Raw genomic sequence first — 26996 nt, 5'->3', positions numbered from 1 at the left:
CTGAATGGAATGGCTGAGCAACCCGGAAATCTGGGTCGCGTTTCTGACCCTGACCGCCCTGGAAATCGTCCTCGGCATTGACAACATCATCTTCATCTCGATCCTGGTCAGCCGCCTGCCGGTCGAGCAGCAGCCGAAGGCACGCTTCTTCGGCCTGGCCCTGGCCATGGGCACGCGCATCCTGCTGCTGCTGTCGATCACCTGGGTGATGCGCCTGACCGACGACCTGTTCCACGTCTTCGAGCAGGGCATTTCCGGGCGCGACCTGATCCTGTTCTTCGGCGGCCTGTTCCTGCTGTTCAAGAGCACCGCGGAGATCTACCACAGCCTGGAAGGCGCCGAGGAGGCCGCGCAGGGCGGGCCGAAGAAGAGCTACGGCTTCATGGGCATCATCATCCAGATCGCCATCATCGACATCGTCTTCAGCCTCGACTCGGTGATCACCGCCGTCGGCCTGGTGCAGCACGTGCCGGTGATGGTGGCGGCCATCGTCATCTCGGTGATCGTCATGATGCTGTCGGCCGGCACCATCAGCGCCTTTATCGACAAGCACCCGAGCCTGAAGATGCTGGCGCTGTCGTTCCTCATCGTGGTCGGCACCGTGCTGATCGCCGAGAGCTTCGGCGTGCACGTGCCCAAGGGCTACGTCTACTTCGCCATGGCCTTCTCGCTGGCCGTGGAGGCGATCAACATCCGCCTGCGCAGCGCCCAGGCGCGGGCGCGCCAGGAGGAGATGGAGCCGGTGCAGCTGCGCAAGGGCTCGCCGGATTGAGCGGCCGGGAGTAGGCTGTAGGGCCTGCTCCCGCTCTTCCCTCCCGAGGTAATTCGCCATGGCCCTGGAAACCTGGCTCGCTTTCTTCGTCGCCTGCTGGGTGATCAGCCTGTCGCCCGGCGCCGGTGCCGTGGCCTCCATGTCCGCCGGCCTGCAATACGGTTTCTGGCGCGGCTACTGGAACGCCCTCGGCCTGCAACTGGGCCTGGCCCTGCAGATCGCCATCGTCGCCGCCGGCGTCGGCGCCATCCTCGCCGCCTCGGCGCTGGCCTTCAGCCTGATCAAGTGGTTCGGCGTCGCCTACCTGGTGTACCTGGCCTACCGGCAGTGGATCGCGCTGCCCAGCGACCTCGCCACCGGCGCCGCCGAGCGCCCCAGCGGCCGGCCGCTGACCCTGGTGCTGCGTGGCTTTCTGGTCAACGCCAGCAACCCCAAGGCGATCGTCTTCATGCTCGCCGTGCTGCCGCAGTTCATCGCCCCGCAGCAGCCGCTGCTGCCGCAGTACCTGCTGATGGGCGCGACCATGATAGTGGTCGACCTGATCGTCATGGCCGGCTACACCGGCCTCGCCTCGCGCGTGCTGCGGGTGCTGCGCACGCCGCGTCAGCAGCGCCTGATGAACCGCAGCTTCGCCGCGCTGTTCGTCGCCGCCGCCGGGCTGCTGGCCACGGTCAAGCGCGCCGCGGTGTGACGCCTGCCCCCGTTCGGCCGCCGCAACGGCGGCCGACGGCGGCGATGCGGCCGCCTTCCGCGCCCAGCGCAGCCATCCGCCGCTGCAGCAGCGCAGCCCGCAGGCGCTGATCGACTACAGCCGCAGCACCCTGCAGAGCAGCCTGGCGGCCTATCGCGCGGGCGACCGGGAGCAGGCCTACGACCTCGCCGTCGGCGCCTACCTGGAAGGCTTCGAGCTGGTGGAAAGCGCCCTCGACAACCTCGACGCCGTCCAGCGCAAGACCACCGAGCGCGCCTTGCTGGCCTACCGCCAGACGCTGCAGGACGGCGCCAGCGTGGCGCAGGCGGCGCAGGCGCTGGAGCGGGCCAGGGTGGAGCTGGACAAGTCCGCCGCGCTGCTGGCCGACGGCGCCATGGATAACACCTTGAGCTTCTTCGCCAGCCTGCTGATCCTGCTGCGCGAGGGCCTGGAGGCGATCCTGGTGCTGGCGGCGATCCTCGCCTTCCTGCGCAACACCGGCCAGCCGCAGGCGCTGCGCAGCGTGCATATCGGCTGGGGCCTGGCGCTGCTGGCCGGCCTCGCCACCTGGGCGGTGGCGGCCTACCTGATCGACATCGGCGGCGCCCAGCGCGAACTGCTGGAAGGCGCCACGGCGTTGTTCGCCAGCGCGGTGCTGCTGTGGGTCGGGGTGTGGATGCATGACCGTCGTCATGCGGCGGCCTGGCAGGACTACATCAACAGCAGCCTGATCGGCGGCGGCCGCTTCGGCTTCGCCGTGCTGGCGTTCTTCGCGGTCTATCGCGAGCTGTTCGAGGTCATCCTGTTCTACCAGGCGCTCTGGCTGCAGGCCGGGCCGCAGGGCCACGGCGCGGTGCTGGCCGGTGCAGCGGCGGCGCTGGTGCTGCTGCTCGGCCTGGCCTGGGCGATCCTGCGCGGCTCGCGCAGGCTGCCGCTGGCGACCTTCTTCGGCGTCAACGCGGTGCTGCTGTGCCTGCTCTCGGTGGTGTTCGCCGGCCACGGCGTGGCGGCGCTGCAGGAGGCCGGGGTGCTCGGCACGCGGCCGCTGGCCTTCGTCGAGTTCGACTGGCTGGGCATCCACGCCGACGCCTGGAGCCTGTCGGCCCAAGGCCTGGCGCTGGCCGCCATCGCCCTGCTCTACGGGCGCAGCCGGCTGGCCGAGCGGCGTCGGCAACCCTGCTAAAGCAAGAGGCGGCCCGTAGGCCGCCTCCGTTTCAGCGCAGAATCACCGGCGCCTCGTCCGCCGGCAGCGGGCTGCCACCGGGCGGGTTGCCGAAGTCTGCCGGACGGTTGCCGAGCAGTTGCTCCTGCAGCTGCGCGGCGACGTCTTCGCCCAGCGCCTTGGACACCTCGCGCACCACGCGCCCGCGGTTGGGGGTGACGCGGATGTCTTGGCCGTTGACCAGCTTGACGTCCTGCGCCTCGCCCATGGCGGTGAACGCCGAGGTGATCTCGTAGGTGCGGGTGTTGATCAGGCTGAAGTCCGCCACCAGGGTCAGGCCAAGCACCTTGGAGTAGCTGTCGGTGTTGGCGATGTCGTTGAGGTCCTGGCGGAAGTCGATGTCCGCCAGGGTGCCGAACAGCACGTAGTCGGCGCCCCGGAAGTGGCCCTGCTTGATCCGCGCGATCACGTCGTAGAGGCCTTCGTTCTCCTTGGCGGTATAGGGCTTGCCCTGGATCAGCTGGAACATCCGCGACTTGAGGATCTCGCCCTTGATATCGCCGGTGAACTTGCGCAGCTCGCCACGCTCGACGTAGCTGTAGGTGCCCTCGATCTCGTTGTAGCTGGACGAGGCGCTGGCGGCAAAGCCGCTGGCCTGGGCCTGGCTGTGCGCGCTGACGATGCGGATGTACTCGCGTACCCGCTCCTCGTAGGCGAGATCGGTGACGGCGACCTTGGGCGCGGCCTGGGCCAGGCCGGCGAGGCCGAGTAGCAGCAATGCGATCAGCTGTTTCATCTCAGCGCTCCGTGGTCTTGCGGATTTCTTTCTCGTCCATCCACTCGGCCAGGCCGCTTTCGACCTCGATCAGCTGCAGGCTGAACTTGTAGAACACGTCCTTGTAGTCGCTGCTGCGCTTGACGATGGAGCTGATAGAGCCTTCCAAGCGGTACTGCGCGGCGACCATGTTGCCGGTCTTGGCGACCGTGGCGTTCTTGTACAGGCCGCTCTGGTTCTGCAGCTTGAGCTGATCGATCTGGCTCTGCATGTCGACGTTGTCGCTGGCGAAGCGGGCGACGCCGCTCTTCATCAGCTGGGTCTTGATCGAGGTGGTGATCTCGCGGGTGTCGATGTACTCGCTGGTCTTGTTCTTCACGTCGTACACCTGCACCACCGGGCGGCCCTGGAGCACGCCGGACTGGGCCAGCGAGCGGGTCATCGACTCGGCGATCAGCTGCAGGTCGGTGGAGCCGAATTCGTTGGTGATCAGCTCCACGGCCTTGCTGTCGCCGTAGCCGATGTTGCCGCCGCCGAGCACCGGCGAGGAGGTGGAGGCGCAGCCGCTGGCCAGCAGGGCGAGGGCGGCGACGAAGGAAAGGCGTGCAAACAGCATGGTGGTCTCTCTCAGCGGAACAGGTTGACGGTGTTTTCGGGGGTTTGCACTTCCAGGCGGAAGTCGGTGGCCTGCGGCACCGGGGCGATGGCCGGCAGGTAGGTGGTCTGGGTGCCGTACAGGGTCAGGCTCTTCCAGCTCTCCTCGGCGGCGACCGGGAAGCCGTCGTTGCCCAGCCAGGCGAAGCGGTAGTACATCGACTTGTTCTTGTGGCTGCTGTTGCTCAGTTCCACCTTGACGGTGAGGAAACCGTTCTCGCGGGCTACGCGCATGGCGCCGACCTCGATGTGCTGCATGCTGCCGAGCGACACTACCTTGCTCGCGGCGCTGCCGGGGGCCGGCGGCGGCGGGGTGGCGCAGCCGGCCAGCAGGGCCAGGGCGAGGATGGCGAAAAGCGGACGGGACATCGTCTAACTCCTTACAGACTGTTGGCCTGGGCCACGGTGGGCAGCGGCGCGAGGGGGATCAGGTTGGCGGCGGTGCCGCTGGTGAAGACCTGGTTACCGACCAGGCGCAGCGGCACGACCTGATAGTCCTGCGCGATCGTCAGACGCAGCTGGGCGCCGGGCAGCTGCAGCTGGTGCTCGCCCTTCTTCAGGCGCAGGCGCACGATCCGCGTGCTGTCGGGCAGGGTGCGCCAGGTGCGTTCGTCGGCGCCCTCGGTGATGGCCGAGGCGATACCCAGGGCCAGGCCGGCCAGCGGGTTGACGTCGTTGAGCTGCTTCTGCGCCACGCTGCGGGTGGCGGCGCGCACGCTGGTGCGCAGGATGATGCCGGGCATGTCGTCGCGCAGGGCGCGGCGCGACATGGCCTCGGTGCTGTTGAGCTCGGTGAGGGGCAGCTCCTCGCCGTTCAGCGCCAGGCTGTCGAGCACGGCGGTGGAGGTGTCGTCCCTGATCACCGGGAAGGACAGCGGGGTGATGATCAGGCCGTTGCTGGTGGGGATCGGCAGGGGAATGCGCACCGAGTCGCGCGCCGGCGCCAGGCCGGTCTGCAGCACCAGCAGCACGTCGCTTTCGTCGGCGCCGCGGGCGCCCGGGTTGTCCAGGTCGAGCAGGGCCTGTTCCAGCAGCGGGGTGTCGGGGCGCAGTTCGGCGGCCTTGCGGTAGCCCGGCGCGGCCATGCCGCGTTCGCCCAGGGCCTCGTAGACGAAGCCGGAGAGGTAGTGGCTGAAGGCGCTCTGGTAGCTGTTCTTCAGGCCGATCACTTCCGGGGCGTTGAGCGACTCCACGGGGTAGCCCTGCAGGTCCTTGAGCTCGGCGGTGATGCCCTGCTTCTCGGCTTCCTCCTCGCGCTTGAGGTATTGCTGGTCGCGCAGTTCGGCGATCAGCGCCTCGCGCTCGTGGGTTTTCTTGATCTCGATGCGTGCGGCCTCGAAATCGCCCAGGGCCAGGTGATTGATCGCCATCTGGGTGGTCAGCATGACCTTTTCGTAGTCGTAGCCTTCGTAGCGGCGCACGCGGTCGTTGACCAGGACGCTGCCGAACTCGCCCAGGTACTTGGCCGGGTCGCCGCGCACCGCCTCTTCCCACTCGAATACCTGGCGGTCGGCCTGAGCCCAGGCCTCCAGGCTGCCCTGCAGGTCGCCCTTGCTGCGCAGCAGTTCGCCCTTCTCGAAGTAGTAGAGAAGGTCCTTGTTTTCCCCGCCGTTGTGCTTTTCCAGCAGCGCGATGGCCGCGTCGATATCGCCGGACTGCAGGTGGAGGTTGGTTTGTGTCAGCTCGCTTTCATAGCTGCGGAAGGCCGCGCAGCCACTCAGGAGCAAAGCGCCGCACAGCATGAGCGCGACTAGGGCACGAGATTGCATCGGAGACTCACATATCCATAGGGGTTCGAAGAAGCTGCCGACTCTTGCGGTCGGCTGGACGAGGTCCGCTTGGCATGCATGGCTTTTGGCTATCCTGCCAATCCCTCATAAAGCTGAGGGCCAAAATACCTTTTGGGCATATATGGTGGGGGCGTGAGTATATTCACAATTCCGTCATGAGTGATGGCCACTTATCATTATTTTGATATCAAAAAGATGTTGTATGGCCAGCTTGCTGGCAGGCATCCCGGCATTCGCCTGCGGATTGCCGCGACAGAGCGTGAACCGCCGCCACGACAGCCGGTCTCAGTGCGCCTAGGCTGATCCGATTTCCTTCCGGCGAGTGCGCGCATGTCCTCCACCATTCATTCCACCCATTACGCCGACAGTCCCGACCTGGCGCTGGCGGCGTTGCGTCATCCGCCGCTGGAGCAGGCGCTGGCGGCTGCCTGTGCCGAGTTGGCGGTGCAGCAGGCTTATCTGGCGGCGCTGCGCGATCCGGCCATCGGCTCGCAGCCGCGCCTGCTGCTGGCGGTGGCCGGCGCCGATGTGCGGGTGCAGCGGCGCCTGGCGGCGCTGGTGGCCGAGCTGCTGCCGGACGAGGTCGAGCTGGATCTGATCGAACTGGCCGACGACAACCTGTCGCGCGCGGTGCGCGAGCGCTGCCAGGCCTTCTACCCGGCCTGAGTCACCAGGGAATCGGCTGGCCGTCCCAGGCCCAGAAGCTGCCGCTCTGCTCAGGGCCCTGGCGTTCCAGCACGGCGAGCAGGCGTTCGGCGGCGAAGACCGGGGTGAACAGTTTGTCCGCCGGCACGTTGGCCTGGAATGGCCGCGACAGCTCGGTGTCGGTGGTGCCGGGGTGCAGGGCCAGCACGCAGCTCTGCGGGTTGAGCCGGCGCAGTTCGATGCTGGCGCTGCGCAGTAGCTGGTTCAGCGCTGCCTTACTGGCGCGGTAGCTGTACCAGCCGCCGAGGCGGTTGTCGCCGATCGAGCCGACCCGCGCCGACAGCGCCGCCACGGTGCAGGGATGCTGGCCGCGCAGCAGCGGCAGCAGGTGCTTGAGCAGCAGGATGGGGGCGAAGGTATTGCGCTCGAAGGTCGCCTGCAGGCCGGCCAGATCGAGTTGGGCGAGGTTCTTCTCGGCACGGCTGGCGCCTTCCTGCAGGGTGCCGACGCTGCACAGCAGCAGGTTCAGGCGTACCTCGGCGTTCTGCAGGTGGCGGCTCAGGCTGTGCAGTTCGTCCTCGTCGCAGGCGTCCACGTCCAGGCATTGCAGGCGTTCGCCGTGGCGCCCGGCGAGGTCGTCGAGCGGCGCCGAGCGGCTGGCATGGCGCGCCAGCGCCCACACCCGGGCGACGTCGCCACGTGCCAGCAATTGCTCGGTCAGGGCCAGGCCGATGCCGCGGCTGGCGCCGCAGATCAGCACTTCGGCGGGGGCGGACAGGCGCTGCCAGAACGTCATGGGGTGCTCCTGCTGATGGGCGCGCAGCTGGCATACTGGCCGCTGGCTTGTTCAGGATAGTGCAGCATGCGCGTGTGGATCGATGCCGACGCCTGCCCTCGGGCGGCGCGGGACCAGGTGGTGAAGTTCGCCCTCAAACGGGGGTTCGAGGTGGTGCTGGTGGCCGGGCAGGCGGTGGTGCGGCCGAATTTCGCCTGCGTCAAACTGATCGTGGTGCCCAGCGGCCCGGACGCCGCCGACGATCATCTGGTCGAACAGGCCCAGCCCGGCGAGCTGGTGATCTGCAGCGACGTGCCGCTGGCCGACCGCCTGGTGAAGAAGGGCGTGGCGGCGCTCGATCCGCGCGGCCGCGAGTTCGACGAGCGCAACATGGGCGAGCGCCTGGCGGTGCGCAACCTGTTCACCGACCTGCGCGAGCAGGGCCAGGTCGGCGGTGGTCAAGCGCCTTACGCGGAGAAGGACCGGCAGGCCTTCGCCAATGCGCTGGATCGGATCCTGACCCGCTTGAGCCGGTAACTCGTCCCGGCTTGCATCCGGGCTACGGACTGCTTCGGTGGGAGGCGCTTTAGCGGCGATCGAGGTGGAGCCAGTCGCGGCTAAAGCCCCTCCCACAATGCTTGGACATCGCTACCCACACAGATAGGTGCCGGTGCCCACCGCCACCAGGCTGCCGTCGTCGCTATGCAGCTCCATGCGCACCACCGCTACCTTGTTGCCGGCGCGCAGCGGCATGGCGGTGGCGGTGAAGCGCTGGCCACGGCCGGGGCGCAGGTAGTCGATGCGCAGGTCGATGGTGCCCAGCTTGGACAGCTTGGCCATGCGTTCGGCGGCCGGCAGGTGCTGGTGCTTGGCGAAGGCGCCGATCAGCGCCATGGCACCGCCGCAGACGTCGAGCAGCGAGGAGATCACCCCGCCGTGGAGGATGCCGTGGACGAAGTTGCCGATCAGCTCGGGCTTCATCGGCAGGTGCATGGTCACCCGCTCCAGGCTCAGCTCGTCCAGTTCGATGCCGAGCACCTGGTTGAACGGGATGCGCTGGAAGAAACCGGCCACCGCTTGCTGCAGTTCGGCGCTGAGAACGAAGGGCTGGGACATGGCGGAGGCTCCGGGAAGGCGTGTCGCCACGCTGCCGCAATGCGATGGGCTTGGCCAGGGGCGCGGCCGGAGTGCCGCGGGCATTGGCCGGATCGGCCTGGGAAGCTCGCTGGCAGCCGGTAGGGTGGGCCGGGCGGCGTTCCGCTTTAGCCCGCCAATGGTGCTCAATGTGGGCTAAAGCCCACCCTACAGGGCCCCGGCGCCAATCAAAGCGCAACGCCACCCAGGTCAGTGGTGAGCCAGCTCCAGCACCCGGTCGACCAGCTTGTTGATGCCCGACGCCGCCTCGGCGATGGACTGGGCGAGCATGTACGCGGGGGTGGTGACCAGCTTGCGCGCGTGGTCCTCGACGATTTCGCTGACTTCGCACTCATGGTGCTCGGCGCCCATCTGGGTCAGCGCGGCGGCGGTGTCGTGGTCGGTGCCGATGGTGCAGACCACCCCGGCGCCGAAGATCTTCGCCGCCAGGGCCGGGGCGATGCAGATCAGGCCTAGCGGCTTGCCGGCGCTGGCGAAGGCCTTGCACGCGGCCAGCACGTCGGGCTGCACGCTGCAGGCGGCGCCGCTGATGGCGAAGTCGGAGAGGTTCTTGGCCACGCCGAAGCCGCCGGGCAGGATCAGCGCGTCGAAGTCGGCCACGTGCAGCTCCTTGACGTCCTTGATCTGGCCGCGGGCGATGCGCGCGGACTCCACCAGCACGTTGCGCGTCTCGTCCATCTCGTCGCCGCTGTAGTGATCGACCACGTGCAGCTGCGTCACGTTGGGGGCGAAGCACTGCACCGTGGCGCCGCGCTGGTCGAGGCGCAGCAGGGTGATCACGCTTTCATGGATTTCGGCGCCGTCGTAGACGCCGCAGCCGGACAGAATCACTGCGACTTTTTTGTTCATGCTCGACTCCTGGTGAGGGTAAACGCCGCCCGCGCCGGCACCTGGGTGCGGCGGGCGGCGGTTGTTGCCAATGCGGGGTGGCGGCGAGGCGTGCGCATGCTGTCGTCAAATGCCGCTCAGACTGTCATTTGCCGCCGCGAGCCGCGGCGGTCCGGGGACTAGGATGAATAACAGACTAGCCCCAAGACAAGCACAACGATACGGCTCGGCCATGAATTACGTCCTCTATGCGGTGCCCTTCTTCTTTCTCCTGATCGGCCTGGAGCTGCTCGCCGATCGCTGGCGCGGCATGCGCAGCTATCGCCTGGCCGATGCCGTCAACAGCCTCAGCACCGGGGTGCTGTCGCAGGCCACCGGGCTGCTGACCAAGGCGGTCGGCCTGCTCACCTACGCCTTCGCCTGGGAATGGCTGGCGTTGTTCGAACTCGCCGAAGGCAGCCTCTGGGTGTGGGTTTTCGCCTTCGTCCTCTACGACTTCTGCTACTACTGGAACCATCGCCTGGGCCACGAGCGCAACGTGCTGTGGGCGGCCCATGCGGTGCACCACCAGAGCGAGGACTACAACCTCTCCACCGCGCTGCGCCAGACCAGCACCGGCTTCGTCTTCGGCTGGCTGTTCTACCTGCCGCTGGCGGTGGCCGGCGTGCCGCCGCTGGTGTTCCTCACGGTGGCGGCGCTCAACCTGCTCTATCAGTTCTGGGTGCATACCCGGCATATCCCCAAGCTCGGCTGGCTCGAGTGGCTATTGATCACCCCGTCCAACCACCGCGTGCATCATGCGCAGAATCCTGTGTACATGGATCGCAATTACGGCGGCGTGTTCATTGTCTGGGATCGAATTTTCGCCACCTTCCAGGAGGAGCTGGACGAGCAGCCGGTGATCTTCGGCGTGACCACGCCGCTGGCCAGCTGGAATCCGCTATGGGCCAACCTGCAGGTTTACGCGGGGCTCTGGCACGACGCGCGGCGGGCCAGCTCCTGGTGGGACCGGCTGCGCATCTGGTTTATGCCCACCGGCTGGCGCCCGGCCGATGTGGCGGCGCGCTACCCGCAGGAGAAGCCGGACCTGAGTCGCTTTCGCAAGTTCGAGGTGGCGCTGGGGCGCGGTGCGCAGCTCTATGCCTGGCTGCAGTTCGTCTGCTACCTGCTGGCCGGGGTGTGGCTGCTGGCGCAGGGCGATTCGCTGGCAGTGGGCGGCGTGCTGCTGGCGTGTCTGTGGCTAGGCCTGGGGCTGTGCAGCATCGGCCTGTGGCTGGAGAATCGCGGCGGGGCCGTGCGCCTGGAGTGTTTGCGGCTGGGATTGAATCTGCCGGCGTTCTGGCTTGCCGAGGCGCTCGGTTTGCTGCGCATGGACCTGGCCGCCTGGAGCGGGCTGGCCGCCTACAGCCTGGCCAGCCTGCTGGGGATGTGGCTGGCGCGCTCGCGCGGCTCAGCCACTGCGGCGCTGGCGCCACCGGTATAGCCAGGTCAGCGTCAGCAGCAGGGCCAGGCCGCCGAGCAGGTACAGCTGGTAGCGGCGCAGCTCGTCGAGCAGGCCTTCCACGGCGTGGCCCAGGCTGTAGGCCAGCAGGCTCAGGCTGCCAGCCCAGAGCCCGGCACCGATGGCGTCGAGCAGCAGGTAGCGGCGCCAGGAGTAGCCGGACAGGCCGATGGCCAGCGGCATCACCGTGCGCAGCCCGTAGAGGAAGCGAAAGCCCAGTACCCACAGGTCCGGATGGCGCCTGAGCAGGGCGCTGGCACGTTCGCCCAGCGGCTGCCAGCGCGGCCGCCGCTGCAGCAGCGTGCGGCCGTGACGGCGGCCGAGGTGGAACCACAGCTGGTCGCTGGCGAAGGTGCCGAGGAAGGCGCACAGCGCCACCCACTCGATCTGCAGCAGGTCGCGCACCGCCAGGTAGGCGGCCAGCAGCAGCGACACCTCGCCTTCGAGGAAGGTGCCGAGGATCAGCGCCGGGTAGCCGAACTGGCGGATCAGGTCGTGCAGCATGGACGGTCTGCGCCTAGGGGAAAGGCGCTCAGCCTACTCCTGCCGCGTTGCGCCCGAAAAGCGCCGGCGCATGCCACAATGGCCGGCAAAGCGTGCGACCCGCCGTCGCATCCGGTCATCCGGCTGTCATCATTTGGTCATAATGGCCGCTTATAACCGTCACACTGGCCCGCCCGTGCGGGCTCTGGAGTCTGCCGTGAGCGTTACCCCCGCCAATCGCCTGTTCCCCGCCACCCGCCTGCGCCGCAACCGCCGCGACGAATTCTCCCGCCGCCTGGTGCGCGAGCATCGCCTGAGCGTCGACGACCTGATCCTGCCGGTGTTCGTCCTCGACGGCGACAACCGCCGCGAGGTCGTGCCGTCGATGCCGGGCGTCGAGCGGCTGTCCATCGACCTGCTGCTGCAACAGGCCGAGCACTGGGTGGCGCTGGGCATTCCGGCGCTGGCGCTGTTCCCGGTCACCCCACTGGAGAAGAAGTCGCTCGACGGCGCCGAGGCCTGGAACCCGGACGGCATCGCCCAGCGCGCGATTCGCGCCCTGCGCGCCAGATTCCCCGAGCTGGGGGTGATCAGCGACGTGGCCCTCGATCCCTTCACCACCCACGGCCAGGACGGCATCCTCGACGAGTCCGGCTACGTGCAGAACGACATCACCGTCGATGCCCTGGTCAAGCAGGCGCTGTCGCACGCCGAGGCCGGCGCCCAGGTGGTCGCCCCCTCGGACATGATGGACGGCCGCGTGCAGGCGATCCGCGAGGCGCTGGAGCTGGCCGATCACCCCAACGTGCGCATCATGGCCTACTCGGCCAAGTACGCCAGCGCCTACTACGGCCCGTTCCGCGATGCGGTGGGCTCGGCCGCCAACCTCGGCAAGGGCAACAAGCTCGGCTACCAGATGGACCCGGCCAACGGCGACGAGGCGCTGCACGAAGTGGCGGCGGATCTCGCGGAGGGCGCCGATATGGTCATGGTCAAGCCCGGCATGCCCTACCTGGACATCCTCTGGCGGGTGAAGGACGCCTACAAGGTGCCGACCTTCGTCTACCAGGTCAGCGGTGAGTACGCCATGCACATGGCGGCTATCCAGAACGGCTGGCTGTCCGAGGCGGTCATATTGGAATCGCTGACCGCCTTCAAACGCGCCGGCGCCGATGGCATCCTCACCTATTTCGCCGTACGTGCGGCAGAACTCTTGCAACAGGGGCGCTGACGCCCCCAGGAACCCAGCAATGAACACCGAAGGACTCAGTAGCGAATTGCTCGACGCACCCCTGGTGCCGGCGGAGGTGGCGGTCGAGCCGCCCGTGGTGGAAAGCCCGCCGCCGGCGCCGGTGGTGGTGCCCAGCCTGGACGACAGCAGCCTGTACATCCACCGCGAGCTGTCGCAGCTGCAGTTCAATATTCGCGTGCTGGAGCAGGCGCTGGACGAGTCCTACCCGCTGCTCGAACGCCTGAAGTTTTTGCTGATCTTCTCCAGCAACCTCGACGAGTTCTTCGAGATCCGCGTCGCCGGCCTGAAGAAGCAGATCAACTTCGCTCGCGAGCAGGCCGGCGCCGACGGCCTGCAACCGCACCAGGCGCTGGCGCGCATCAGCGAGCTGGTGCACGAACAGGTCGAGCGGCAGTACGCCATCCTCAACGACACCCTGTTCCCGGCCCTGGCCAAGCACCATATCAACTTCATCCGCCGGCGCTTCTGGACCACCAAGCTCAAGGCCTGGGTACGGCGTTATTTCCGCGACGAGATCGCGCCGATCATCACCCCCATCGGCCTCGACCCGACGCACCCCTTCCCGCTGCTGGTGAACAAGAGCCTGAACTTCATCGTCGAGCTGGAGGGCGTCGATGCCTTCGGCCGCGATTCCGGTCTGGCGATCATCCCGGCGCCGCGCCTGCTGCCGCGGATCATCCGCGTGCCGGAAGAGGTCGGCGGCCCCGGCGCCAACTACGTGTTCCTCTCCTCGATGATCCATGCCCACGCCGACGATCTGTTCCAGGGCATGAAGGTCAAGGGTTGCTACCAGTTCCGCCTGACCCGCAACGCCGACCTGTCGGTGGACACCGAGGACGTCGAGGACCTGGCCCGCGCCCTGCGCGGCGAGCTGTTTTCCCGTCGCTACGGCGATGCGGTGCGCCTGGAGGTGGTCGACACCTGCCCGAAACACCTGCGCGACCACCTGCTCAAGCAGTTCGGCCTGACCGAGCACGAGCTGTACCAGGTCAACGGCCCGGTCAACCTGACCCGGTTGTTCAGCATCACCGGCCTGGACAGCCACCCGGAGCTGCAGTACACGCCGTTCACCCCGGTGATCCCCAAGCTGCTGCAGAACGCCGAGAACATTTTCAGCGTGGTCAGCAAGCAGGACATCCTCCTGCTGCACCCCTTCGAGTCCTTCACCCCGGTGGTCGACCTGCTGCGCCAGGCCGCCAAGGACCCGCACGTGCTGGCGATCAAGCAGACCCTGTACCGCTCCGGGGCCAACTCGGAGATAGTCGATGCCCTGGTGGAAGCGGCGCGCAACGGCAAGGAGGTCACCGCGGTGATCGAGCTGCGCGCGCGCTTCGACGAGGAGTCCAACCTGCAGCTGGCCAGCCGCCTGCAGCAGGCCGGCGCGGTGGTGATCTACGGCGTGGTCGGCTTCAAGACCCACGCCAAGATGATGCTGATCCTGCGCCGCGAGAACGGCGAGATCGTCCGCTACGCCCACCTCGGCACCGGCAACTACCACGCCGGCAACGCCCGCCTGTATACCGACTACAGCCTGCTGACCGCCGACGTGGCGCTCGGCGAGGACGTGGCCAAGCTGTTCAGCCAGCTGATCGGCATGGGCAAGACCCTGCGCATGAAGAAGCTGCTGCACGCGCCCTTCACCCTGAAGAAGACCCTGCTCGACCTGATCGCCAAGGAGACCGCGGCCGCCGCCGAGGGCAAGCCGGCGCAGATCATCGCCAAGTTCAACTCGCTGACCGACCCCAAGGTGATCCGCGCGCTGTACAAGGCCAGCCAGACCGGGGTGAAGATCGACCTGGTGGTGCGCGGCATGTGCTGCCTGCGCCCGGGCATCGCCGGGGTGTCGCACAACATCCAGGTGCGCTCGATCATCGGCCGCTTCCTCGAGCACACCCGGGTGTTCTACTTCCTCAACGGCGGCGACGAGAAGATCTACCTGTCCAGCGCCGACTGGATGGAGCGCAACCTCGACAAGCGCGTCGAGACCTGTTTCCCGGTGGAGGGCAAGAAGCTGATCCTGCGGGTGAAGAAGGAGCTGGAGGCCTACCTGACCGACAACACCCAGGCCTGGGTGCTGCAGCCCGACGGCCGCTACCAACGCCTGCAGCCCACCGGCAACCAGAACCCGCGCAGCGCCCAGTCCGGGCTGCTGGACAAGCTCACCGCACCGCTGATCAGCGCTCGCTAAAAGCGGCTGCTTGCAGCCATCTGATGACCCTCTCCCGCATGCGGGAGAGGGTGCCCGCAGGGCGGGAGAGGGCTAGGGCCTCGTGGCCCCGGTTCAGCAGTGCTGGCGGGCTGCTGGCGTAGGGTGCGCCATGCGCACCGCATAATCAGCTGACGCTCAGGTCCAGGTCGATGCGCTTGAGCCAGGCCGCTTCGGCCTCGAAGTCGGCCTGGGTCAGCGGGTTGGCCGCCAGCCAGCCGCCGGGGAAGTGAATCTCCAGGCTGCTGTCGCCGGCCTTGAGCTGCACCTGCGGCATGTCCTGGCTGCCGCGGATATGGTGGAAGAGGATGGCGAAGCGCAGCAGCACGCACAGGCGCATCAGCTTGACGCCTTCCTCGCCGAACTCGGCGAACTTGTCCTTGGGGATGTTGCGCCGGTGGCCGCGCACCAGCAGGGCGAGCATCTGCTGATCCTGGCGGGAGAAGCCGGACAGGTCGGAGTGCTCGATCAGGTAGGCGCCGTGCTTGTGGTATTGGTAGTGGGCGATATCCAGGCCCACCTCGTGCACCTTGGCGCCCCAGCTCAGCAGTTCGCGGTGCCAGTCGTCGTTCAGCCCCCAGTCGGCGGCCACCTTGTCCAGCGCCGACAGCGCCTTGGCTTCGACCCGTGCGGCCTGATCCAGGTCGACGTGGTAGCGCTCCATAAAGGCCGACAGGGTGCGCTCGCGCACGTCCTCGTGCTGGTGACGGCCGAGCAGGTCGTAGAGCACGCCTTCGCGCAGCGCGCCCTCGGAGTGGCTCATGCGCTGGATCTCGCAGGCGTCGAAGATCGCCTCGAGGATCGCCAGGCCGGCGGGGAAGATGCTGCGCCGGTCCGGTTTGATCCCGTCGAGTTCGAGCTTGTCCACCTCGCCCAGCTTGAACACCTTGCGCTTGAGCCAGGCCAGGCCCTCGGCGTTGACCTCGCCGTTGCCCAGGCCGGCGGCCTTGACGGTCAGGCCGATGGCCTTGATGGTGCCGGAGGCGCCGACGGCGTCCTCCCAGCCCAGGCGGCGCAGGCCCTGCTCGATGCCCATCAGTTCCAGGCGCGCCGCGGTATAGGCCTGGGCGTAGCGCGCCGGGGTGATCTTGCCGTCCTTGAAATAGCGCTGGGTGTAGCTGACGCAGCCCATCTGCAGGCTCTCGCGCAGCAGCGGCTCGAAGCGCTGGCCGATGATGAACTCGGTGCTGCCGCCGCCGATATCGGCGACCAGGCGCCGGCCGGGGGTGTCGGCGATGCTGTGCGACACGCCGAGGTAGATCAGCCGCGCTTCCTCGCGGCCGGAGATCACCTCCACCTGGTGGCCGAGAATCTCCTCGGCGCGACGGATAAATACCGCGCGGTTGCGCGCCTCGCGCAGGGCGTTGGTGCCGACGATGCGCACCGCGCCTTCCGGCAGGCTGGCGGTGAGCTGGGCGAAGCGGCGCAGGCAGTCGAGCCCGCGTTGCATGGCTTCTTCGCTGAGCTGGCGCTCGTCGTCGATGCCGGCGGCCAGCTGCACCTTGTCGCCGAGGCGCTCGAGGATGCGGATCTCGCCATGGTCGGCCTTGGCCAGCACCATATGGAAGCTGTTCGAGCCCAGGTCGATGGCGGCGATCAGGGGAAAACTCTCGGTGGGGGCTTGGGGCATGGTGGCGGCATCTCGGTCGATATCCGCGCCATCCTGCCACGACTGAGCGGATGAGCCAACGCATACGGATGTCGCATGAAACTGGTCTAGACCGCTGGCGCCCCGAGCGCCAGCGCCAGCAAGGGCTGCCGCAGGCGCTGCTCGTCGCAGTTGAACCCGGCGCCGCCGCGATCCACCACCAGGAAGCGCCCGGGGCGCTCCAGGCACAGCAGCGGGTGGTGCCAGGTGCCGCGGGCGTAGTTGACGCCCTGCTCCGGTGCGCTGACGAAGGCGCGGATCTGCGACTCGTCCAGCGCGCCGGGCGGGGCGACGACGATCAGCATGCGCGCGCCGTCCACCGGGTAGAAGGCCTGGCTGCCCAGCGGGGGGCGTTCGAGCATGCGGATGGCGATGGGCGCGTGCCAGGCCTGGCCCTCGAACAGGCTCAGCAGCACCCGCGATGCGCTCCCGGCCGTCTCGATGCGGGCCAGGTCGTGATAGCGGGTGGTGGTGCCGGCGTTGATCGCAAAGGATGTGGCGCCGGCCGTTTCGATCACCTCGCCGAAGGGCGCGAAGGCTTCGCGGCTCAGCGGCTCGATGCGCAGCGCCAGGGGCGCCGGCGCGTTCACTGGTTCACCGAGCCGATAAAGTTGCGCAGCTCCTCGGTCTGTGGCGCGGCGAACAAGGCTTTCGGGTCGCCGATCTCGTGCACCTTGCCCTGGTGCATAAACACCAGCTTGTCGCCGACCTCGCGGGCGAAGCGCATCTCGTGGGTGACCATGATCAGGGTCATGCCCTCGCTGGCCAGCTGCTTGACCACCGCCAGCACCTCGTTGACCAGCTCGGGGTCGAGCGCCGAGGTGATCTCGTCGCACAGCAGCACCCTGGGCGACATGGCCAGGGCGCGGGCGATGGCCACGCGCTGCTGCTGGCCGCCGGACAGGCGCTCGGGGTAGGCGTCGAACTTCTCCGCCAGGCCGACCCGTTCGAGCATCTGCCGCGCGACTTGCTCGGCTTCGGCACGCGGGATCTTCTTCACCACCTGCGGCGCCAGCATGACGTTCTCGCCGACCCTCAGGTGGGGGAACAGGTTGAACTGCTGGAACACCATGCCGACCTTCTGCCGCAGGCTGCGCAGGTCGGCGCGGGCGGCGTCGATGTAGTTGCCGTCGACCTCGATCACCCCGTTGTTGATCGATTCCAGGCCGTTGAGGGTGCGCAGCAGGGTGCTCTTGCCCGAGCCGCTGCGGCCGATGATGGCGACCACTTCGCCTTCCTCGACCGCCAGGTCGATGCCCTTGAGCACGTGGTTGTCGCCGTAATACTTGTGCAGGGCGGTGACGTTAAGCAGTGACATTCAGCCTCCTTTCCAGGCGGTATGCGGCGAGCGAGAGCGGGTAGCAGAGCAGGAAGTAGCCGAGCGCCACCAGGCCGTAGACCATGAAGGGCTCGAAGGTGGCGTTGGCCAGCATGCTGCCGGTCTTGGTCAGCTCGGTGAAGCCGATGATCGAGGTCACCGCGGTGCCCTTGACCACCTGCACCGAGAAGCCCACGGTGGGCGCCACGGCGATGCGCAGCGCCTGCGGCAGCACCACATGGCGCAAGGTTTCCAGGCGGCTCATGGCCAGGCTTTCGGCGGCCTCCCACTGGCCGCGGCCGATGGCCTCGACGCAGCCGCGCCAGATCTCGGCCAGAAAGGCGCTGGTGAACAGGGTCAGGGCGCAGGCGGCGGCCAGCCAGGGCGACACGTCGATGCCGAGCAGGGCGATGCCGAAGAACACCAGAAACAGCTGCATCAGCAGCGGCGTGCCCTGGAACAGTTCGATATAGCCACGGGCCAGGACGCGCGGCGCCGACAGCGGCGACAGCCGCGCCAGCAATACCAGCAGGCCGGCGATGCCACCGCAGACGAAGGCCACCAGCGACAGCAGCAGCGTCCATTGCAGGCCGGTGAGCAGGTTGCGCAGGATGTCCCAGAGGGTGAAGTCCATCAGCGCTCTCCCATGACGATGCGGCGGCCGATCCAGGCCAGCAGTTGGCGAATCAGGATGGCCATGAGCAGGTACAGCGCGGTGGTCAGCAGGTAGGTTTCGAAGGCGCGGAAGTTGCGCGACTGGATGAAGTTGGCGGCGAACGACAGTTCCTCGGTGGAAATCTGCGAGCACACCGCCGAACCCAGCATGACGATGATGATCTGGCTCGACAGCGCCGGCCACACCTTGCCCAGGGCCGGGCGCAGCACCACGTGGCGGAAGGTCTCGAAGCGGCTCATGGCCAGCGCCGCCGCGGCTTCCAGCTGGCCGTGGGGAATGGCCTGGATGCCGGCGCGGACGATCTCAGTGGAGTAGGCGCCGAGGTTGATCACCATCGCCAGTACCGCGGCTTCCCACTCGCTCAGGCGCACGCCGAGCGAGGGCAGGCCGAAGAAGATGAAGAACAGCTGGACGATAAACGGCGTGTTGCGGATCAGCTCCACGTAGACGCCGAACAGGCGGTCGAACGGGCGGATGCGCCAGGCGCGCAGCACCGCCCCGACTATGCCCAGGCCGACGCCGAGCACTGTGCCGACCGCGGTCAGGCCGAGGGTGAAGGCCGCGCCCTGCAGCAGCAGGTCGGCCTGCTGCAGGACGGCGGCGAAGTCGAACTGGTAGGTCATGGCTCAGCGCTCCGCGCGGCTCAGAGGCCGGCCGGCAGCGGCTGCTTCAGCCACTTCTGGCTGATCGCCTCGAGGCTGCCGTCGGCCTTGGCGGCGGCGATGACGGCATTGACCTTGTCCAGCAACGCGGCCTGGTTCTTGTTCACGCCGACGTAGACCGGCGAGTCCTTGAGCTTGAGTTTCATGCTCGGAATGCGCTTGGGATTGCGTTCGGCGATGGCCACCATCACCACGTTGCCGCTGGCGATCAGCTCGACCTGGCCGGAGAGGTAGGCGGCGATAGTCGAGTTGTTGTCCTCGAAGCGCTTGAGGGTGGCGCCTTGCGGCGCGACCTTGCTCAGTTCGATGTCCTCCACCGAGCCGCGGGTGACGCTGATGGTCTTGCCGGTCAGGTCGTCGAGGCCGGCGATGGCGGCGTCCTCCGGGCCGAACACGCCGAGGTAGAAGGGCGCGTAGGCGGCAGAGAAGTCGATCACCGCCTCGCGCTCCGGGTTCTTGCCGAGGCTGGAAATCACCAGGTCGACCTTGCCGGTGGTGAGGAAGGGAATGCGGTTGGTGCTGTTGACCGGGGTCAGCTCCAGCTTCACCGCCAGCTTGTCGGCCAGCAGCTGCGCGGTGTCGATATCCAGGCCGCGCGGCTGCAGGTCCGGGCCGACCGAGCCGAAGGGCGGGAAATCCTGCGGCACGGCGACCTTCAGCACGCCGGCCTTGCCGATGTCGTCGAGCGCATCGGCGTGAACGGTGCTGGCGCCGAAGGCCAGGGCGGCGAACAGGGTAGCCAGCAGGGTGCGGTGAAATGTGCGCATGTCGAACTCCCGATGAATAAACGAAAACTGCAGCGTTTTGCTGGGTTCGTGCAGTGCATCGCCTGTGCCAAATTCAATAAAATCGGGGCTTGCGTCGCTGCAGGCGAGTGGAAACAAGGTCTTACTGGTCTGAACAGTTGGCGTAGCTGACCAATTGGTCAGAAGGGTTTCTGGACCATCTCGGTGCGTTCGCGCGGAGTGCTGTTCCACAAGGGGGCGTCGCTTGCCTGGAGTGGGCGTCTGGCCGTACAAAGGCGGCTTCACTGGACTGACCGGCCCGAACAGTCATGCACGCCACCGCTCCCCGCGCCGTACCCGAATACGCCCTGCAGGCGATCCGTCAGCTGATCGAGAGCGAGGGCTATCGCCCGGGCGATGCGCTGCCGTCGCAGCGCGACCTGGCCGAGCGCCTGGGGGTCAGTCGCGCGTCCTTGCGCGAGGCGCTGTCCTCGCTCAGCGCGCTGGGCCTGGTCAGCGTGCAGGCCGGCAAGGGGGTGTTCGTGCAGGAGCCGGCCAAGGCCGAGGCGGCGAGCGGCTTCGTCTGGCCCTTCGACGCGCAGGTGTCGGCGGCCGATACCTTCCAGCTGCGCTTCGCCCTGGAGGGCTTCGCCTGTGGCCTGGCCGCCGGGGTGCTGACCGCGCAGGAGCTGGATCTGCTCGAAGACAACGTCGAGCAGATGCGCCGCGAGCTGCGCGCCGGCGATTTCGAGCGCGCCGCGCGGCTGGACTTCGAATTCCACCAGCGCATCCTAGCCGCCAGCGGCAACCAGGCGATGTTCGCCCTGGTGGCCTCCAGTGCGGAGATCTTCCTGGAAAGCCAGAAACTGCCGTTTATCCGCCCGGAGCGGGCCATGGAGACCTGGCAGGAGCATCGCAAGATCCTCAAGGCCCTGGCCCGGCATGCCGCGGGGCCGGCGCAGAAGGCCATGCAGCAGCACATTCGCGCCGCCGCGCTGCGCACCGGCATCGCCTTCATCACACTTGGTGATTGAAACTATTGAGTGACTCAATTGTCCGCGCCTTTCGGTGTCACTCAAGCCGGGCTATGATGGCGCCACTTTTTGGTTGCCGGCCATCCCTGGCGGCAACCCTTCGGGCCGTCGCAAGCGACGTCAAAAATTCCTCCCGGCAATTTTTTGCTTCCGAATATACGGAGACTCCCCATGAGCGAATTCATCACCAACGTCAGCGATGCCAGCTTCGACCAGGATGTCCTCCAGGCCGAGGGTCCGGTTCTGGTCGACTACTGGGCTGAGTGGTGCGGCCCGTGCAAGATGATCGCCCCAGTGCTCGACGAGATCGCCAAGGACTACCAGGGCAAGCTCAAGGTGTGCAAGCTGAACATCGACGAGAACCAGGAAACCCCGCCGAAGTTCGGCGTGCGCGGCATCCCGACCCTGATGCTGTTCAAGAACGGCAACGTCGAGGCGACCAAGGTCGGCGCGCTGTCCAAGTCGCAACTGGCGGCCTTCCTCGACAGCAATATCTGAGGGGGCTGAAGAAGTAGGGTGGGCTTCAGCCCACCGAGCTGGTTGCAGTTGGCGTGGTGGTGGGCTGAAGCCCACCCTACCGCTCTGAAGAAGCCCTGCCCTGTGCGGGCTTTTTTCGTTTTTCGGGCTAGACGCTGATTTTTCACGGTGTTAAATTCGGCCTCGCTGCGTTTCCTACGCAGCCCTCTGCATGCCGTCGCCGACTCATTCCTATACGAACTCGTTCGCGATCCTGTCGCCTTCCCTGCGGCGCGGCCTCTCAAGCTAACAGCTTTCTTCTCCTCTCGATGATCACGTCATTCCTATGAATCTGACCGAACTCAAGCAAAAGCCGATTGCCGAACTGCTGGACATGGCCGAACAGATGGGCCTGGAAAACATGGCTCGTTCGCGCAAGCAGGACATCATCTTCGCCCTGCTGAAAAAGCATGCCAAAGGCGGCGAGGAAATTTCCGGCGACGGCGTGCTGGAGATTCTCCAGGACGGTTTCGGCTTCCTCCGTAGCGCCGATTCCTCCTACCTGGCCGGCCCTGACGATATCTACGTCTCGCCCAGCCAGATCCGCCGTTTCAACCTGCGTACCGGCGACACCATTGTCGGCAAGATCCGCCCGCCGAAGGAAGGCGAGCGTTACTTCGCCCTGCTCAAGGTCGACAGCATCAACTTCGACCGTCCGGAAAACGCCAAGAACAAAATCCTGTTCGAGAACCTGACGCCGCTGTTCCCCAACAAGCGCCTGACCATGGAGGCCGGCAACGGCTCCACCGAGGACATCACCGGCCGCGTGATCGACCTCTGCGCGCCGATCGGCAAGGGCCAGCGCGGCCTGATCGTCGCCCCGCCGAAAGCGGGCAAGACCATCATGCTGCAGAACATCGCCTCGAACATCACGCGCAACAACCCGGAAGTGCACCTGATCGTCCTGCTGATCGACGAGCGCCCGGAGGAAGTGACCGAGATGCAGCGCACCGTGCGCGGCGAAGTGGTTGCCTCCACCTTCGACGAGCCGCCGACCCGCCACGTGCAGGTCGCCGAGATGGTGATCGAGAAGGCCAAGCGCCTGGTCGAGCACAAGAAGGACGTGGTCATCCTGCTCGACTCCATCACCCGCCTGGCGCGTGCCTACAACACCGTGATCCCGAGCTCCGGCAAGGTGCTCACCGGTGGTGTCGACGCCCACGCCCTGGAGAAGCCGAAGCGCTTCTTCGGCGCCGCGCGTAACATCGAGGAAGGCGGCAGCCTGACCATCCTCGCCACCGCGCTGATCGAAACCGGCTCGAAGATGGACGAGGTGATCTACGAGGAATTCAAGGGCACCGGCAACATGGAGCTGATCCTCGACCGTCGCGTCTCCGAGAAGCGCGTGTTCCCGGCGATCAACATCAACAAGTCGGGCACCCGTCGCGAAGAGCTGCTGACCGGCGAGGAAGAGCTGTCGCGCATGTGGATCCTGCGCAAGCTGCTGCACCCGATGGACGAGATCGCCGCCATCGAGTTCCTTATCGACAAGCTGAAAGCGACCAAGACCAACGACGAGTTCTTCCTGTCGATGAAGCGCAAGTAAGCGTCGCGTCTTGTCATGAGGCCGGGGAAACCCGGCCTTTTGCTATCTGCGCTCCCGCCGCGCCTTCTGAAAGCCCGACTTCGGCGCTAAACTTTGCGCCCGACTCCAGCCAGCCCGACACGAGGCTCCTGCATGCAGTATCGCGATCTACGCGACTTCATCCGCGAACTTGAACAGCGCGGCGAACTCAAGCGCATCCAGACCCCGGTTTCGCCCATCCTGGAAATGACCGAAATCTGCGACCGCACCCTGCGCAAGGGCGGCCCGGCGCTGCTGTTCGAAAAGCCCAGCGGCTTCGACGTGCCGGTGCTCGGCAACCTGTTCGGCACCCCAAAACGGGTGGCCCTGGGCATGGGCGCCGAGGATGTGAGCGAGCTGCGCGAGATAGGCCGGCTGCTGGCCTTTCTCAAGGAACCGGAGCCGCCCAAGGGGCTCAAGGATGCCTGGAGCAAGCTGCCGATCTTCAAGAAGGTCATTGCCATGGCGCCCAAGGTGGTCAAGGACGCGCCCTGCCACGAGGTGATCGAGGAGGGCGACGAGGTCGACCTGAGCCAGCTGCCGATCCAGCACTGCTGGCCGGGCGACGTGGCGCCGCTGATCACCTGGGGCCTGACCATCACCAAGGGGCCGAACAAGGAACGGCAGAACCTCGGCATCTACCGCCAGCAGGTGATCGGCCGCAACAAGCTGATCATGCGCTGGCTCAGCCACCGCGGCGGCGCGCTGGATTACCGCGAGTGGTGCCAGAAGCATCCGGACAAACCCTATCCGGTCTGTGTCGCGCTGGGTGCCGATCCGGCAACCATTCTCGGCGCGGTCACCCCGGTGCCGGATACCCTGTCCGAATACGCCTTCGCCGGCCTCTTGCGCGGTCATCGCACCGAGCTGATCAAGGCGCGTGGCAGCGAGCTGCAGGTGCCGGCCAGCGCCGAGATCGTGCTCGAAGGGGTGATCCATCCGGGCGAGACCGCGCCGGAAGGCCCCTACGGCGACCACACCGGCTACTACAACGAGGTCGACAGCTTCCCGGTGTTCACCGTCGAGCGCATCACCCGCAGACAGCAGCCGATCTACCACAGCACCTACACCGGGCGGCCGCCGGATGAGCCGGCGATTCTCGGCGTGGCGCTGAACGAGGTGTTCGTGCCGATCCTGCAGAAGCAGTTCCCCGAGATCACCGACTTCTACCTGCCGCCCGAAGGCTGTTCCTACCGCATGGCGGTGGTGACCATGAAGAAGCAGTACCCGGGCCACGCCAAGCGCGTAATGCTGGGGGTGTGGTCGTTCCTGCGACAGTTCATGTACACCAAGTTCGTTATCGTCACCGACGACGACATCAACGCACGGGACTGGAACGACGTGATCTGGGCGATTACCACGCGCATGGACCCCAAGCGCGACACGGTGATGATCGACAATACGCCGATCGACTACCTCGACTTCGCCTCGCCGATCTCCGGCCTGGGCTCGAAGATGGGCCTGGACGCCACCCACAAGTGGCCGGGCGAGACCAGTCGCGAATGGGGTCGGGTGATCGAGAAGGATGCGGCCGTGGTGGCGCGCGTCGACGCACTCTGGGGCGAGCTGGGAATCGATTGATGAAGGTCACCCTGCAACCCTCCGGCGTCACCCTCGCCCTGCAGCCGGGCGAACGCATCCTCGACGGCGCCCGCCGCCTCGGCTACGACTGCCCGCAGAGCTGCCGCAACGGCAACTGCCATATCTGCGCCGCCTTGCTGGTGGACGGGCGGGTGCGGCAGAACGGCGCCGAGCTGGATCACGGCGAGCTGTTCACCTGCCTGGCCGAGCCGCTGCAGGACTGCGTGCTGCACTGGGATGGCGTGCTGGCGCCCGGCGAGCTGCCGGTGCGCGAACTCAGCTGCCAACTGATCGAATGCCAGGACGTCGGCGGCGACGTGTTCCGTGTGCGCCTGCGTGCGCCGGCCGGCAAGGCGCCGCGCTACCACGCCGGGCAGTACCTGCTGCTGCAGCGGCACGACGGCGAACTGGCGGCCTTCTCCCTGGCCTCGGCGCCGCATGGTGGGCGCGAGCTGGAGCTGCATATCCTGGCGCGCGACGACAATACCCGGACGCTGCTGGCGCACCTGCGCGCGCAGGGCTTCGCCCGCGTGCAGCTGCCGTTCGGCGACACCCACCTGGCCGAGCTGCCGGACGGGCCGCTGGTGCTGATCGCCGCCGGCACCGGCATGGCGCAGATGCACAGCCTGATCGAACACTGCCGCGCCGCCGGCTTCGCCCATCCGGTGCACCTGTACTGGGGCGCGCGCCGGCCCGACGATTTCTATGAGCTGCCGCACTGGAGCGACTGGCAGCGCCTGACCAACCTGCACCTGCATCAGGTGGTCAGCGATTCGGGCGTCTGGGCGGGGCGCTGCGGCCTGTTGCACGAGGCGGTGCGCGAGGATTTCGCCGACCTCAAGACGCTGCACGTCTATGCCAGCGGCTCGCCGGCGATGGTCTATGCCACGCTGGATGCCCTGGTCGAAGCCGGCATGGACGCCCACCAGATGCGCGCCGACGTATTCGCCTACGCGCCGCGGGGCTGAACTGAAAAAGCCGCCCGAGGGCGGCTTTGCTCATGTCGGCGTGCGCATCGAGCCGGGCTCGGTGCGCATAGCGCACCCTAGCGAACCTGCACCACCACCTTGCCCACCGCCTTGCGCTGGCCGAGTGCATTGATCGCTTCGCCGCCGCGCGCCAGCGGGAAGCTCTGCGACACCAGCGGCTTGAGTTTGCCTTCGGCGTGCCAGGCGAACAGCTGCTGGAAGTTCTCGGCGTTGTCCTGCGGCTGGCGCTGGGCGAAGGAGCCCCAGAACACGCCGACCAGCGATGCGCCCTTGAGCAGCGGCAGGTTGGCCGGCAGCGCCGGGATGCCGCCGCCGGCGGCGAAGCCGACCACCAGGAAGCGGCCGTTCCAGGCGATGCTGCGGAAGGCCTCCTCGAACAGCGTGCCGCCCACCGGGTCGTAGATCACGTCGACGCCCTGACCATTGGTGAGCTTCTTCACCTCGTCCTTCAGGCTCTGCTCGCTGTAGTTGATCAGCTGGTCGGCGCCGGCCTGGCGCGCCACCTCCAGTTTCTCCGCCGTGCTGGCCGCGGCGATCACCTTGGCGCCCATGGCCTTGCCGATTTCCACCGCCGCCAGGCCGACGCCGCCGGAGGCGCCGAGCACCAGCAGGGTTTCGCCCGGCTGCAGGTTGGCGCGCTGCTTCAGCGCGTGCATCGAGGTGCCGTAGGTCATGCCGAAGGCGGCCGCGGTGGTCAGGTCCATGCTCTTGGGTACCGGCAGCACGTTGTAGGCCGGCACCGCCACTTCCTCGGCGAAGCCGCCCCAACCGGTCAGCGCCATCACCCGGTCGCCGGCGCGCAGGTGACTGACCTTCTCGCCCACCGCCTTGACCACGCCGGCCGCCTCGCCGCCCGGGGCGAAGGGGAAGGGCGGCTTGAACTGGTACTTGCCCTCGATGATCAGGGTGTCGGGGAAGTTGACCCCGGCGGCGTGAACCTCGATCAGCACCTCGTTCTTTTTCGGCTCGGGGCTGGCGATCTCTTCCAGCACCAGGGTTTCGGCGGGGCCGAAGGCTTTGCACAGCAGGGCTTTCATCGGATGGCTTCCTTTACAAAGGTGGCTTGCAGTGTAGGAGGGTGTCCGGGGCGGTCAACGAGCATGCTCGCGCCTGATAGGCCGGCATAAGCCTTGGGTGCGGGCGTGCGGATGGCTATGCTAGGCGCACCCCCGATGGAGTGATTGCCCGTGAAACTGATGAGCGCCCTGTTGCTGAGCCTGTCGCTGTGCCTGCCCGCCCTGGCCGAGGAGGCGCAGAAAGAAGAAGCGCCGCAGACGCTCTATTACAACCTGGTGCCGGCACTGATCGGCAACCTCGGCGACGGCGGCAATCGGCTGAAGTTCTTCAAGGCCGACGTGGCCCTGCGCGTCAGCGGCGCCGAGGCCGAGGCGCGGATCAAGCACCACGACCCGCTGATCCGCCATCAGCTGGTGCTGCTGTTCTCCGCCCAGACCAGCGAAACCATCAACGCCCCCGACGGCCGCGAGAAGCTGCGCCAGCAGGCGCTCACCCAGGTGCAGCAGGCGCTCGAGGCGGAGGAGGGCAAGCCGGTGGTGGAAGACCTGCTGTTCAACAACCTGATCATCCAGTAGCG

Annotated in this window: 28 protein-coding genes and 1 pseudogene; 14 read left to right on the top strand and 15 right to left on the bottom strand. The window is 67.1% G+C overall.

What is annotated here, in order from left to right; translation table 11 throughout:
• The first annotated feature begins 4 nt into the window (after positions 1–4).
• The 3 genes and pseudogenes from ACIGKL_RS13290 to ACIGKL_RS13280 all read left to right on the top strand — a co-directional run.
• Positions 5–772, top strand: coding sequence for a TerC family protein (locus ACIGKL_RS13290; RefSeq protein WP_397487100.1), 768 nt, complete (start codon positions 5–7; stop codon positions 770–772).
• Between the two features lie 58 nt (positions 773–830).
• Positions 831–1463 (top strand): LysE family transporter, encoded by a 633-nt coding sequence (locus tag ACIGKL_RS13285; protein ID WP_122109429.1) that lies wholly within the window; start codon positions 831–833, stop codon positions 1461–1463.
• A 16-nt stretch (positions 1464–1479) separates the two neighbouring features.
• A pseudogene (locus ACIGKL_RS13280) lies at positions 1480–2646 on the top strand (FTR1 family protein); the annotation flags it as partial.
• Between the two features lie 31 nt (positions 2647–2677).
• Here the strand turns inward: ACIGKL_RS13280 and ACIGKL_RS13275 are convergent.
• Genes ACIGKL_RS13275 through ACIGKL_RS13260 form a run of 4 tightly spaced genes read right to left on the bottom strand, consistent with a single transcriptional unit; the run spans position 2678 to position 5823 of the window.
• Positions 2678–3421, bottom strand: a complete 744-nt coding sequence (locus tag ACIGKL_RS13275; protein WP_397487099.1) for a penicillin-binding protein activator LpoB — start codon at positions 3419–3421, stop codon at positions 2678–2680.
• Between the two features lies 1 nt (position 3422).
• A complete protein-coding gene (gene lpoB / locus ACIGKL_RS13270; RefSeq protein ID WP_397487469.1) occupies positions 3423–4013 on the bottom strand; it encodes a penicillin-binding protein activator LpoB in 591 nt (196 codons plus the stop codon).
• 14 nt (positions 4014–4027) lie between these two features.
• Positions 4028–4423, bottom strand: a complete 396-nt coding sequence (locus ACIGKL_RS13265; protein WP_397487098.1) for a YcfL family protein — start codon at positions 4421–4423, stop codon at positions 4028–4030.
• Positions 4424–4434: 11 nt separating this feature from the next.
• Positions 4435–5823, bottom strand: a complete 1389-nt coding sequence (locus ACIGKL_RS13260; protein WP_397487097.1) for a COG3014 family protein — start codon at positions 5821–5823, stop codon at positions 4435–4437.
• Positions 5824–6174: 351 nt separating this feature from the next.
• Between ACIGKL_RS13260 and ACIGKL_RS13255 the strand changes: the two genes are divergently transcribed.
• Complete coding sequence (locus tag ACIGKL_RS13255) at positions 6175–6510, top strand: enhanced serine sensitivity protein SseB C-terminal domain-containing protein (RefSeq protein ID WP_397487096.1); 336 nt, start codon at positions 6175–6177, stop codon at positions 6508–6510.
• Position 6511: 1 nt separating this feature from the next.
• Here ACIGKL_RS13255 and ACIGKL_RS13250 read toward each other — a convergent pair whose 3' ends face one another.
• Positions 6512–7285: an SDR family NAD(P)-dependent oxidoreductase gene (locus tag ACIGKL_RS13250; protein ID WP_397487095.1), complete on the bottom strand. Its 774-nt coding sequence runs from the start codon at positions 7283–7285 to the stop codon at positions 6512–6514.
• A 66-nt stretch (positions 7286–7351) separates the two neighbouring features.
• Between ACIGKL_RS13250 and ACIGKL_RS13245 the strand changes: the two genes are divergently transcribed.
• Entirely contained in the window at positions 7352–7801 is a 450-nt protein-coding gene (locus ACIGKL_RS13245; RefSeq protein WP_397487094.1) for a YaiI/YqxD family protein, read from the top strand.
• Positions 7802–7912: 111 nt separating this feature from the next.
• On the opposite strand, the gene ACIGKL_RS13240 is transcribed toward ACIGKL_RS13245, so the two are convergent.
• Both ACIGKL_RS13240 and elbB read right to left on the bottom strand, forming a co-directional pair.
• Complete coding sequence (locus ACIGKL_RS13240; RefSeq protein ID WP_397487093.1) at positions 7913–8380, bottom strand: thioesterase family protein; 468 nt, start codon at positions 8378–8380, stop codon at positions 7913–7915.
• Positions 8381–8608: 228 nt separating this feature from the next.
• A complete protein-coding gene (gene elbB / locus ACIGKL_RS13235; RefSeq protein WP_397487092.1) occupies positions 8609–9268 on the bottom strand; it encodes an isoprenoid biosynthesis glyoxalase ElbB in 660 nt (219 codons plus the stop codon).
• Between the two features lie 211 nt (positions 9269–9479).
• On the opposite strand from elbB, the gene ACIGKL_RS13230 reads away from it, so the two are divergent.
• Positions 9480–10730, top strand: coding sequence for a sterol desaturase family protein (locus tag ACIGKL_RS13230; RefSeq protein ID WP_397487091.1), 1251 nt, complete (start codon positions 9480–9482; stop codon positions 10728–10730).
• Here the strand turns inward: ACIGKL_RS13230 and ACIGKL_RS13225 are convergent.
• A complete protein-coding gene (locus ACIGKL_RS13225) occupies positions 10698–11252 on the bottom strand; it encodes a DedA family protein (RefSeq protein ID WP_397487090.1) in 555 nt (184 codons plus the stop codon). The genes ACIGKL_RS13230 and ACIGKL_RS13225 overlap by 33 nt on opposite strands.
• A gap of 196 nt (positions 11253–11448) precedes the next feature.
• Between ACIGKL_RS13225 and hemB the strand changes: the two genes are divergently transcribed.
• Entirely contained in the window at positions 11449–12462 is a 1014-nt protein-coding gene (gene hemB, locus ACIGKL_RS13220; RefSeq protein WP_397487089.1) for a porphobilinogen synthase, read from the top strand.
• Positions 12463–12481: 19 nt separating this feature from the next.
• Positions 12482–14671 carry a polyphosphate kinase 1 gene (gene ppk1 / locus ACIGKL_RS13215; protein ID WP_397487088.1) on the top strand — a complete coding sequence of 730 codons (2190 nt, stop codon included), beginning with the start codon at positions 12482–12484 and terminating at the stop codon, positions 14669–14671.
• 145 nt (positions 14672–14816) lie between these two features.
• Here ppk1 and ppx read toward each other — a convergent pair whose 3' ends face one another.
• The 6 genes from ppx to ACIGKL_RS13185 all read right to left on the bottom strand — a co-directional run bounded on the left by ppx (position 14817) and on the right by ACIGKL_RS13185 (position 19760).
• Complete coding sequence (gene ppx / locus ACIGKL_RS13210; protein ID WP_397487087.1) at positions 14817–16319, bottom strand: exopolyphosphatase; 1503 nt, start codon at positions 16317–16319, stop codon at positions 14817–14819.
• A gap of 86 nt (positions 16320–16405) precedes the next feature.
• Positions 16406–16927: an ureidoglycolate lyase gene (locus tag ACIGKL_RS13205; RefSeq protein WP_397487086.1), complete on the bottom strand. Its 522-nt coding sequence runs from the start codon at positions 16925–16927 to the stop codon at positions 16406–16408.
• Positions 16924–17655, bottom strand: a complete 732-nt coding sequence (locus ACIGKL_RS13200; RefSeq protein ID WP_397487085.1) for an amino acid ABC transporter ATP-binding protein — start codon at positions 17653–17655, stop codon at positions 16924–16926. Before ACIGKL_RS13200 ends, ACIGKL_RS13205 begins: the two co-directional genes overlap by 4 nt.
• A complete protein-coding gene (locus ACIGKL_RS13195) occupies positions 17642–18292 on the bottom strand; it encodes an amino acid ABC transporter permease (RefSeq protein WP_397487468.1) in 651 nt (216 codons plus the stop codon). The genes ACIGKL_RS13200 and ACIGKL_RS13195 overlap by 14 nt, the downstream gene beginning before the upstream one ends.
• Positions 18289–18954 carry an amino acid ABC transporter permease gene (locus ACIGKL_RS13190; protein ID WP_397487084.1) on the bottom strand — a complete coding sequence of 222 codons (666 nt, stop codon included), beginning with the start codon at positions 18952–18954 and terminating at the stop codon, positions 18289–18291. The genes ACIGKL_RS13195 and ACIGKL_RS13190 overlap by 4 nt, the downstream gene beginning before the upstream one ends.
• 20 nt (positions 18955–18974) lie before the next feature.
• On the bottom strand, positions 18975–19760 hold the full coding sequence (locus ACIGKL_RS13185; protein ID WP_397487083.1) for a transporter substrate-binding domain-containing protein: 786 nt from the start codon (positions 19758–19760) through the stop codon (positions 18975–18977).
• A gap of 287 nt (positions 19761–20047) precedes the next feature.
• Here ACIGKL_RS13185 and ACIGKL_RS13180 point away from each other — a divergent pair, with 287 nt between their 5' ends.
• The 5 genes from ACIGKL_RS13180 to ACIGKL_RS13160 all read left to right on the top strand — a co-directional run bounded on the left by ACIGKL_RS13180 (position 20048) and on the right by ACIGKL_RS13160 (position 25381).
• On the top strand, positions 20048–20752 hold the full coding sequence (locus tag ACIGKL_RS13180) for a FadR/GntR family transcriptional regulator (protein ID WP_397487082.1): 705 nt from the start codon (positions 20048–20050) through the stop codon (positions 20750–20752).
• Positions 20753–20923: 171 nt separating this feature from the next.
• Positions 20924–21250, top strand: a complete 327-nt coding sequence (gene trxA / locus ACIGKL_RS13175; protein ID WP_021443362.1) for a thioredoxin TrxA — start codon at positions 20924–20926, stop codon at positions 21248–21250.
• Between the two features lie 304 nt (positions 21251–21554).
• Positions 21555–22814, top strand: coding sequence for a transcription termination factor Rho (gene rho / locus ACIGKL_RS13170; protein ID WP_397487081.1), 1260 nt, complete (start codon positions 21555–21557; stop codon positions 22812–22814).
• Between the two features lie 132 nt (positions 22815–22946).
• Complete coding sequence (ubiD, locus tag ACIGKL_RS13165; protein WP_397487080.1) at positions 22947–24413, top strand: 4-hydroxy-3-polyprenylbenzoate decarboxylase; 1467 nt, start codon at positions 22947–22949, stop codon at positions 24411–24413.
• Positions 24413–25381, top strand: a complete 969-nt coding sequence (locus tag ACIGKL_RS13160; protein WP_397487079.1) for a CDP-6-deoxy-delta-3,4-glucoseen reductase — start codon at positions 24413–24415, stop codon at positions 25379–25381. Before ubiD ends, ACIGKL_RS13160 begins: the two co-directional genes overlap by 1 nt.
• Before the next feature lie 77 nt (positions 25382–25458).
• Here the strand turns inward: ACIGKL_RS13160 and ACIGKL_RS13155 are convergent, their stop codons facing one another.
• Entirely contained in the window at positions 25459–26439 is a 981-nt protein-coding gene (locus ACIGKL_RS13155; RefSeq protein WP_397487078.1) for an NADPH:quinone oxidoreductase family protein, read from the bottom strand.
• A gap of 150 nt (positions 26440–26589) precedes the next feature.
• Here ACIGKL_RS13155 and ACIGKL_RS13150 point away from each other — a divergent pair, with 150 nt between their 5' ends.
• Positions 26590–26994, top strand: coding sequence for a flagellar basal body-associated protein FliL (locus ACIGKL_RS13150; protein WP_397487077.1), 405 nt, complete (start codon positions 26590–26592; stop codon positions 26992–26994).
• Positions 26995–26996: the final 2 nt, after the last annotated feature.

Origin of the sequence: Pseudomonas sp. NPDC077186 (genome assembly GCF_044543505.1) — a bacterium.
GTDB lineage: Bacteria > Pseudomonadota > Gammaproteobacteria > Pseudomonadales > Pseudomonadaceae > Aquipseudomonas.
This window is presented reverse-complemented; position numbering and strand designations above follow the sequence as displayed.

What these genes read in the sequence shown, in the direction of transcription:
- ACIGKL_RS13190 (WP_397487084.1), bottom strand. Translation starts at nt 18,954, where the DNA reads ATGACCTACCAGTTCGACTTCGCCGCCGTCCTGCAGCAGGCCGACCTG.
- ppx (WP_397487087.1), bottom strand. Translation starts at nt 16,319, where the DNA reads ATGCCCCAAGCCCCCACCGAGAGTTTTCCCCTGATCGCCGCCATCGAC.
- ACIGKL_RS13285 (WP_122109429.1), top strand. Translation starts at nt 831, where the DNA reads ATGGCCCTGGAAACCTGGCTCGCTTTCTTCGTCGCCTGCTGGGTGATC.
- ACIGKL_RS13155 (WP_397487078.1), bottom strand. Translation starts at nt 26,439, where the DNA reads ATGAAAGCCCTGCTGTGCAAAGCCTTCGGCCCCGCCGAAACCCTGGTG.
- ACIGKL_RS13265 (WP_397487098.1), bottom strand. Translation starts at nt 4,423, where the DNA reads ATGTCCCGTCCGCTTTTCGCCATCCTCGCCCTGGCCCTGCTGGCCGGC.
- ACIGKL_RS13260 (WP_397487097.1), bottom strand. Translation starts at nt 5,823, where the DNA reads ATGCAATCTCGTGCCCTAGTCGCGCTCATGCTGTGCGGCGCTTTGCTC.
- ACIGKL_RS13185 (WP_397487083.1), bottom strand. Translation starts at nt 19,760, where the DNA reads ATGCGCACATTTCACCGCACCCTGCTGGCTACCCTGTTCGCCGCCCTG.
- ppk1 (WP_397487088.1), top strand. Translation starts at nt 12,482, where the DNA reads ATGAACACCGAAGGACTCAGTAGCGAATTGCTCGACGCACCCCTGGTG.
- ACIGKL_RS13250 (WP_397487095.1), bottom strand. Translation starts at nt 7,285, where the DNA reads ATGACGTTCTGGCAGCGCCTGTCCGCCCCCGCCGAAGTGCTGATCTGC.
- ACIGKL_RS13240 (WP_397487093.1), bottom strand. Translation starts at nt 8,380, where the DNA reads ATGTCCCAGCCCTTCGTTCTCAGCGCCGAACTGCAGCAAGCGGTGGCC.
- trxA (WP_021443362.1), top strand. Translation starts at nt 20,924, where the DNA reads ATGAGCGAATTCATCACCAACGTCAGCGATGCCAGCTTCGACCAGGAT.
- ACIGKL_RS13275 (WP_397487099.1), bottom strand. Translation starts at nt 3,421, where the DNA reads ATGAAACAGCTGATCGCATTGCTGCTACTCGGCCTCGCCGGCCTGGCC.
- ACIGKL_RS13255 (WP_397487096.1), top strand. Translation starts at nt 6,175, where the DNA reads ATGTCCTCCACCATTCATTCCACCCATTACGCCGACAGTCCCGACCTG.
- ACIGKL_RS13200 (WP_397487085.1), bottom strand. Translation starts at nt 17,655, where the DNA reads ATGTCACTGCTTAACGTCACCGCCCTGCACAAGTATTACGGCGACAAC.
- elbB (WP_397487092.1), bottom strand. Translation starts at nt 9,268, where the DNA reads ATGAACAAAAAAGTCGCAGTGATTCTGTCCGGCTGCGGCGTCTACGAC.
- ACIGKL_RS13160 (WP_397487079.1), top strand. Translation starts at nt 24,413, where the DNA reads ATGAAGGTCACCCTGCAACCCTCCGGCGTCACCCTCGCCCTGCAGCCG.
- rho (WP_397487081.1), top strand. Translation starts at nt 21,555, where the DNA reads ATGAATCTGACCGAACTCAAGCAAAAGCCGATTGCCGAACTGCTGGAC.
- ACIGKL_RS13230 (WP_397487091.1), top strand. Translation starts at nt 9,480, where the DNA reads ATGAATTACGTCCTCTATGCGGTGCCCTTCTTCTTTCTCCTGATCGGC.
- ACIGKL_RS13290 (WP_397487100.1), top strand. Translation starts at nt 5, where the DNA reads ATGGAATGGCTGAGCAACCCGGAAATCTGGGTCGCGTTTCTGACCCTG.
- ACIGKL_RS13180 (WP_397487082.1), top strand. Translation starts at nt 20,048, where the DNA reads ATGCACGCCACCGCTCCCCGCGCCGTACCCGAATACGCCCTGCAGGCG.
- ACIGKL_RS13245 (WP_397487094.1), top strand. Translation starts at nt 7,352, where the DNA reads ATGCGCGTGTGGATCGATGCCGACGCCTGCCCTCGGGCGGCGCGGGAC.
- ubiD (WP_397487080.1), top strand. Translation starts at nt 22,947, where the DNA reads ATGCAGTATCGCGATCTACGCGACTTCATCCGCGAACTTGAACAGCGC.
- ACIGKL_RS13225 (WP_397487090.1), bottom strand. Translation starts at nt 11,252, where the DNA reads ATGCTGCACGACCTGATCCGCCAGTTCGGCTACCCGGCGCTGATCCTC.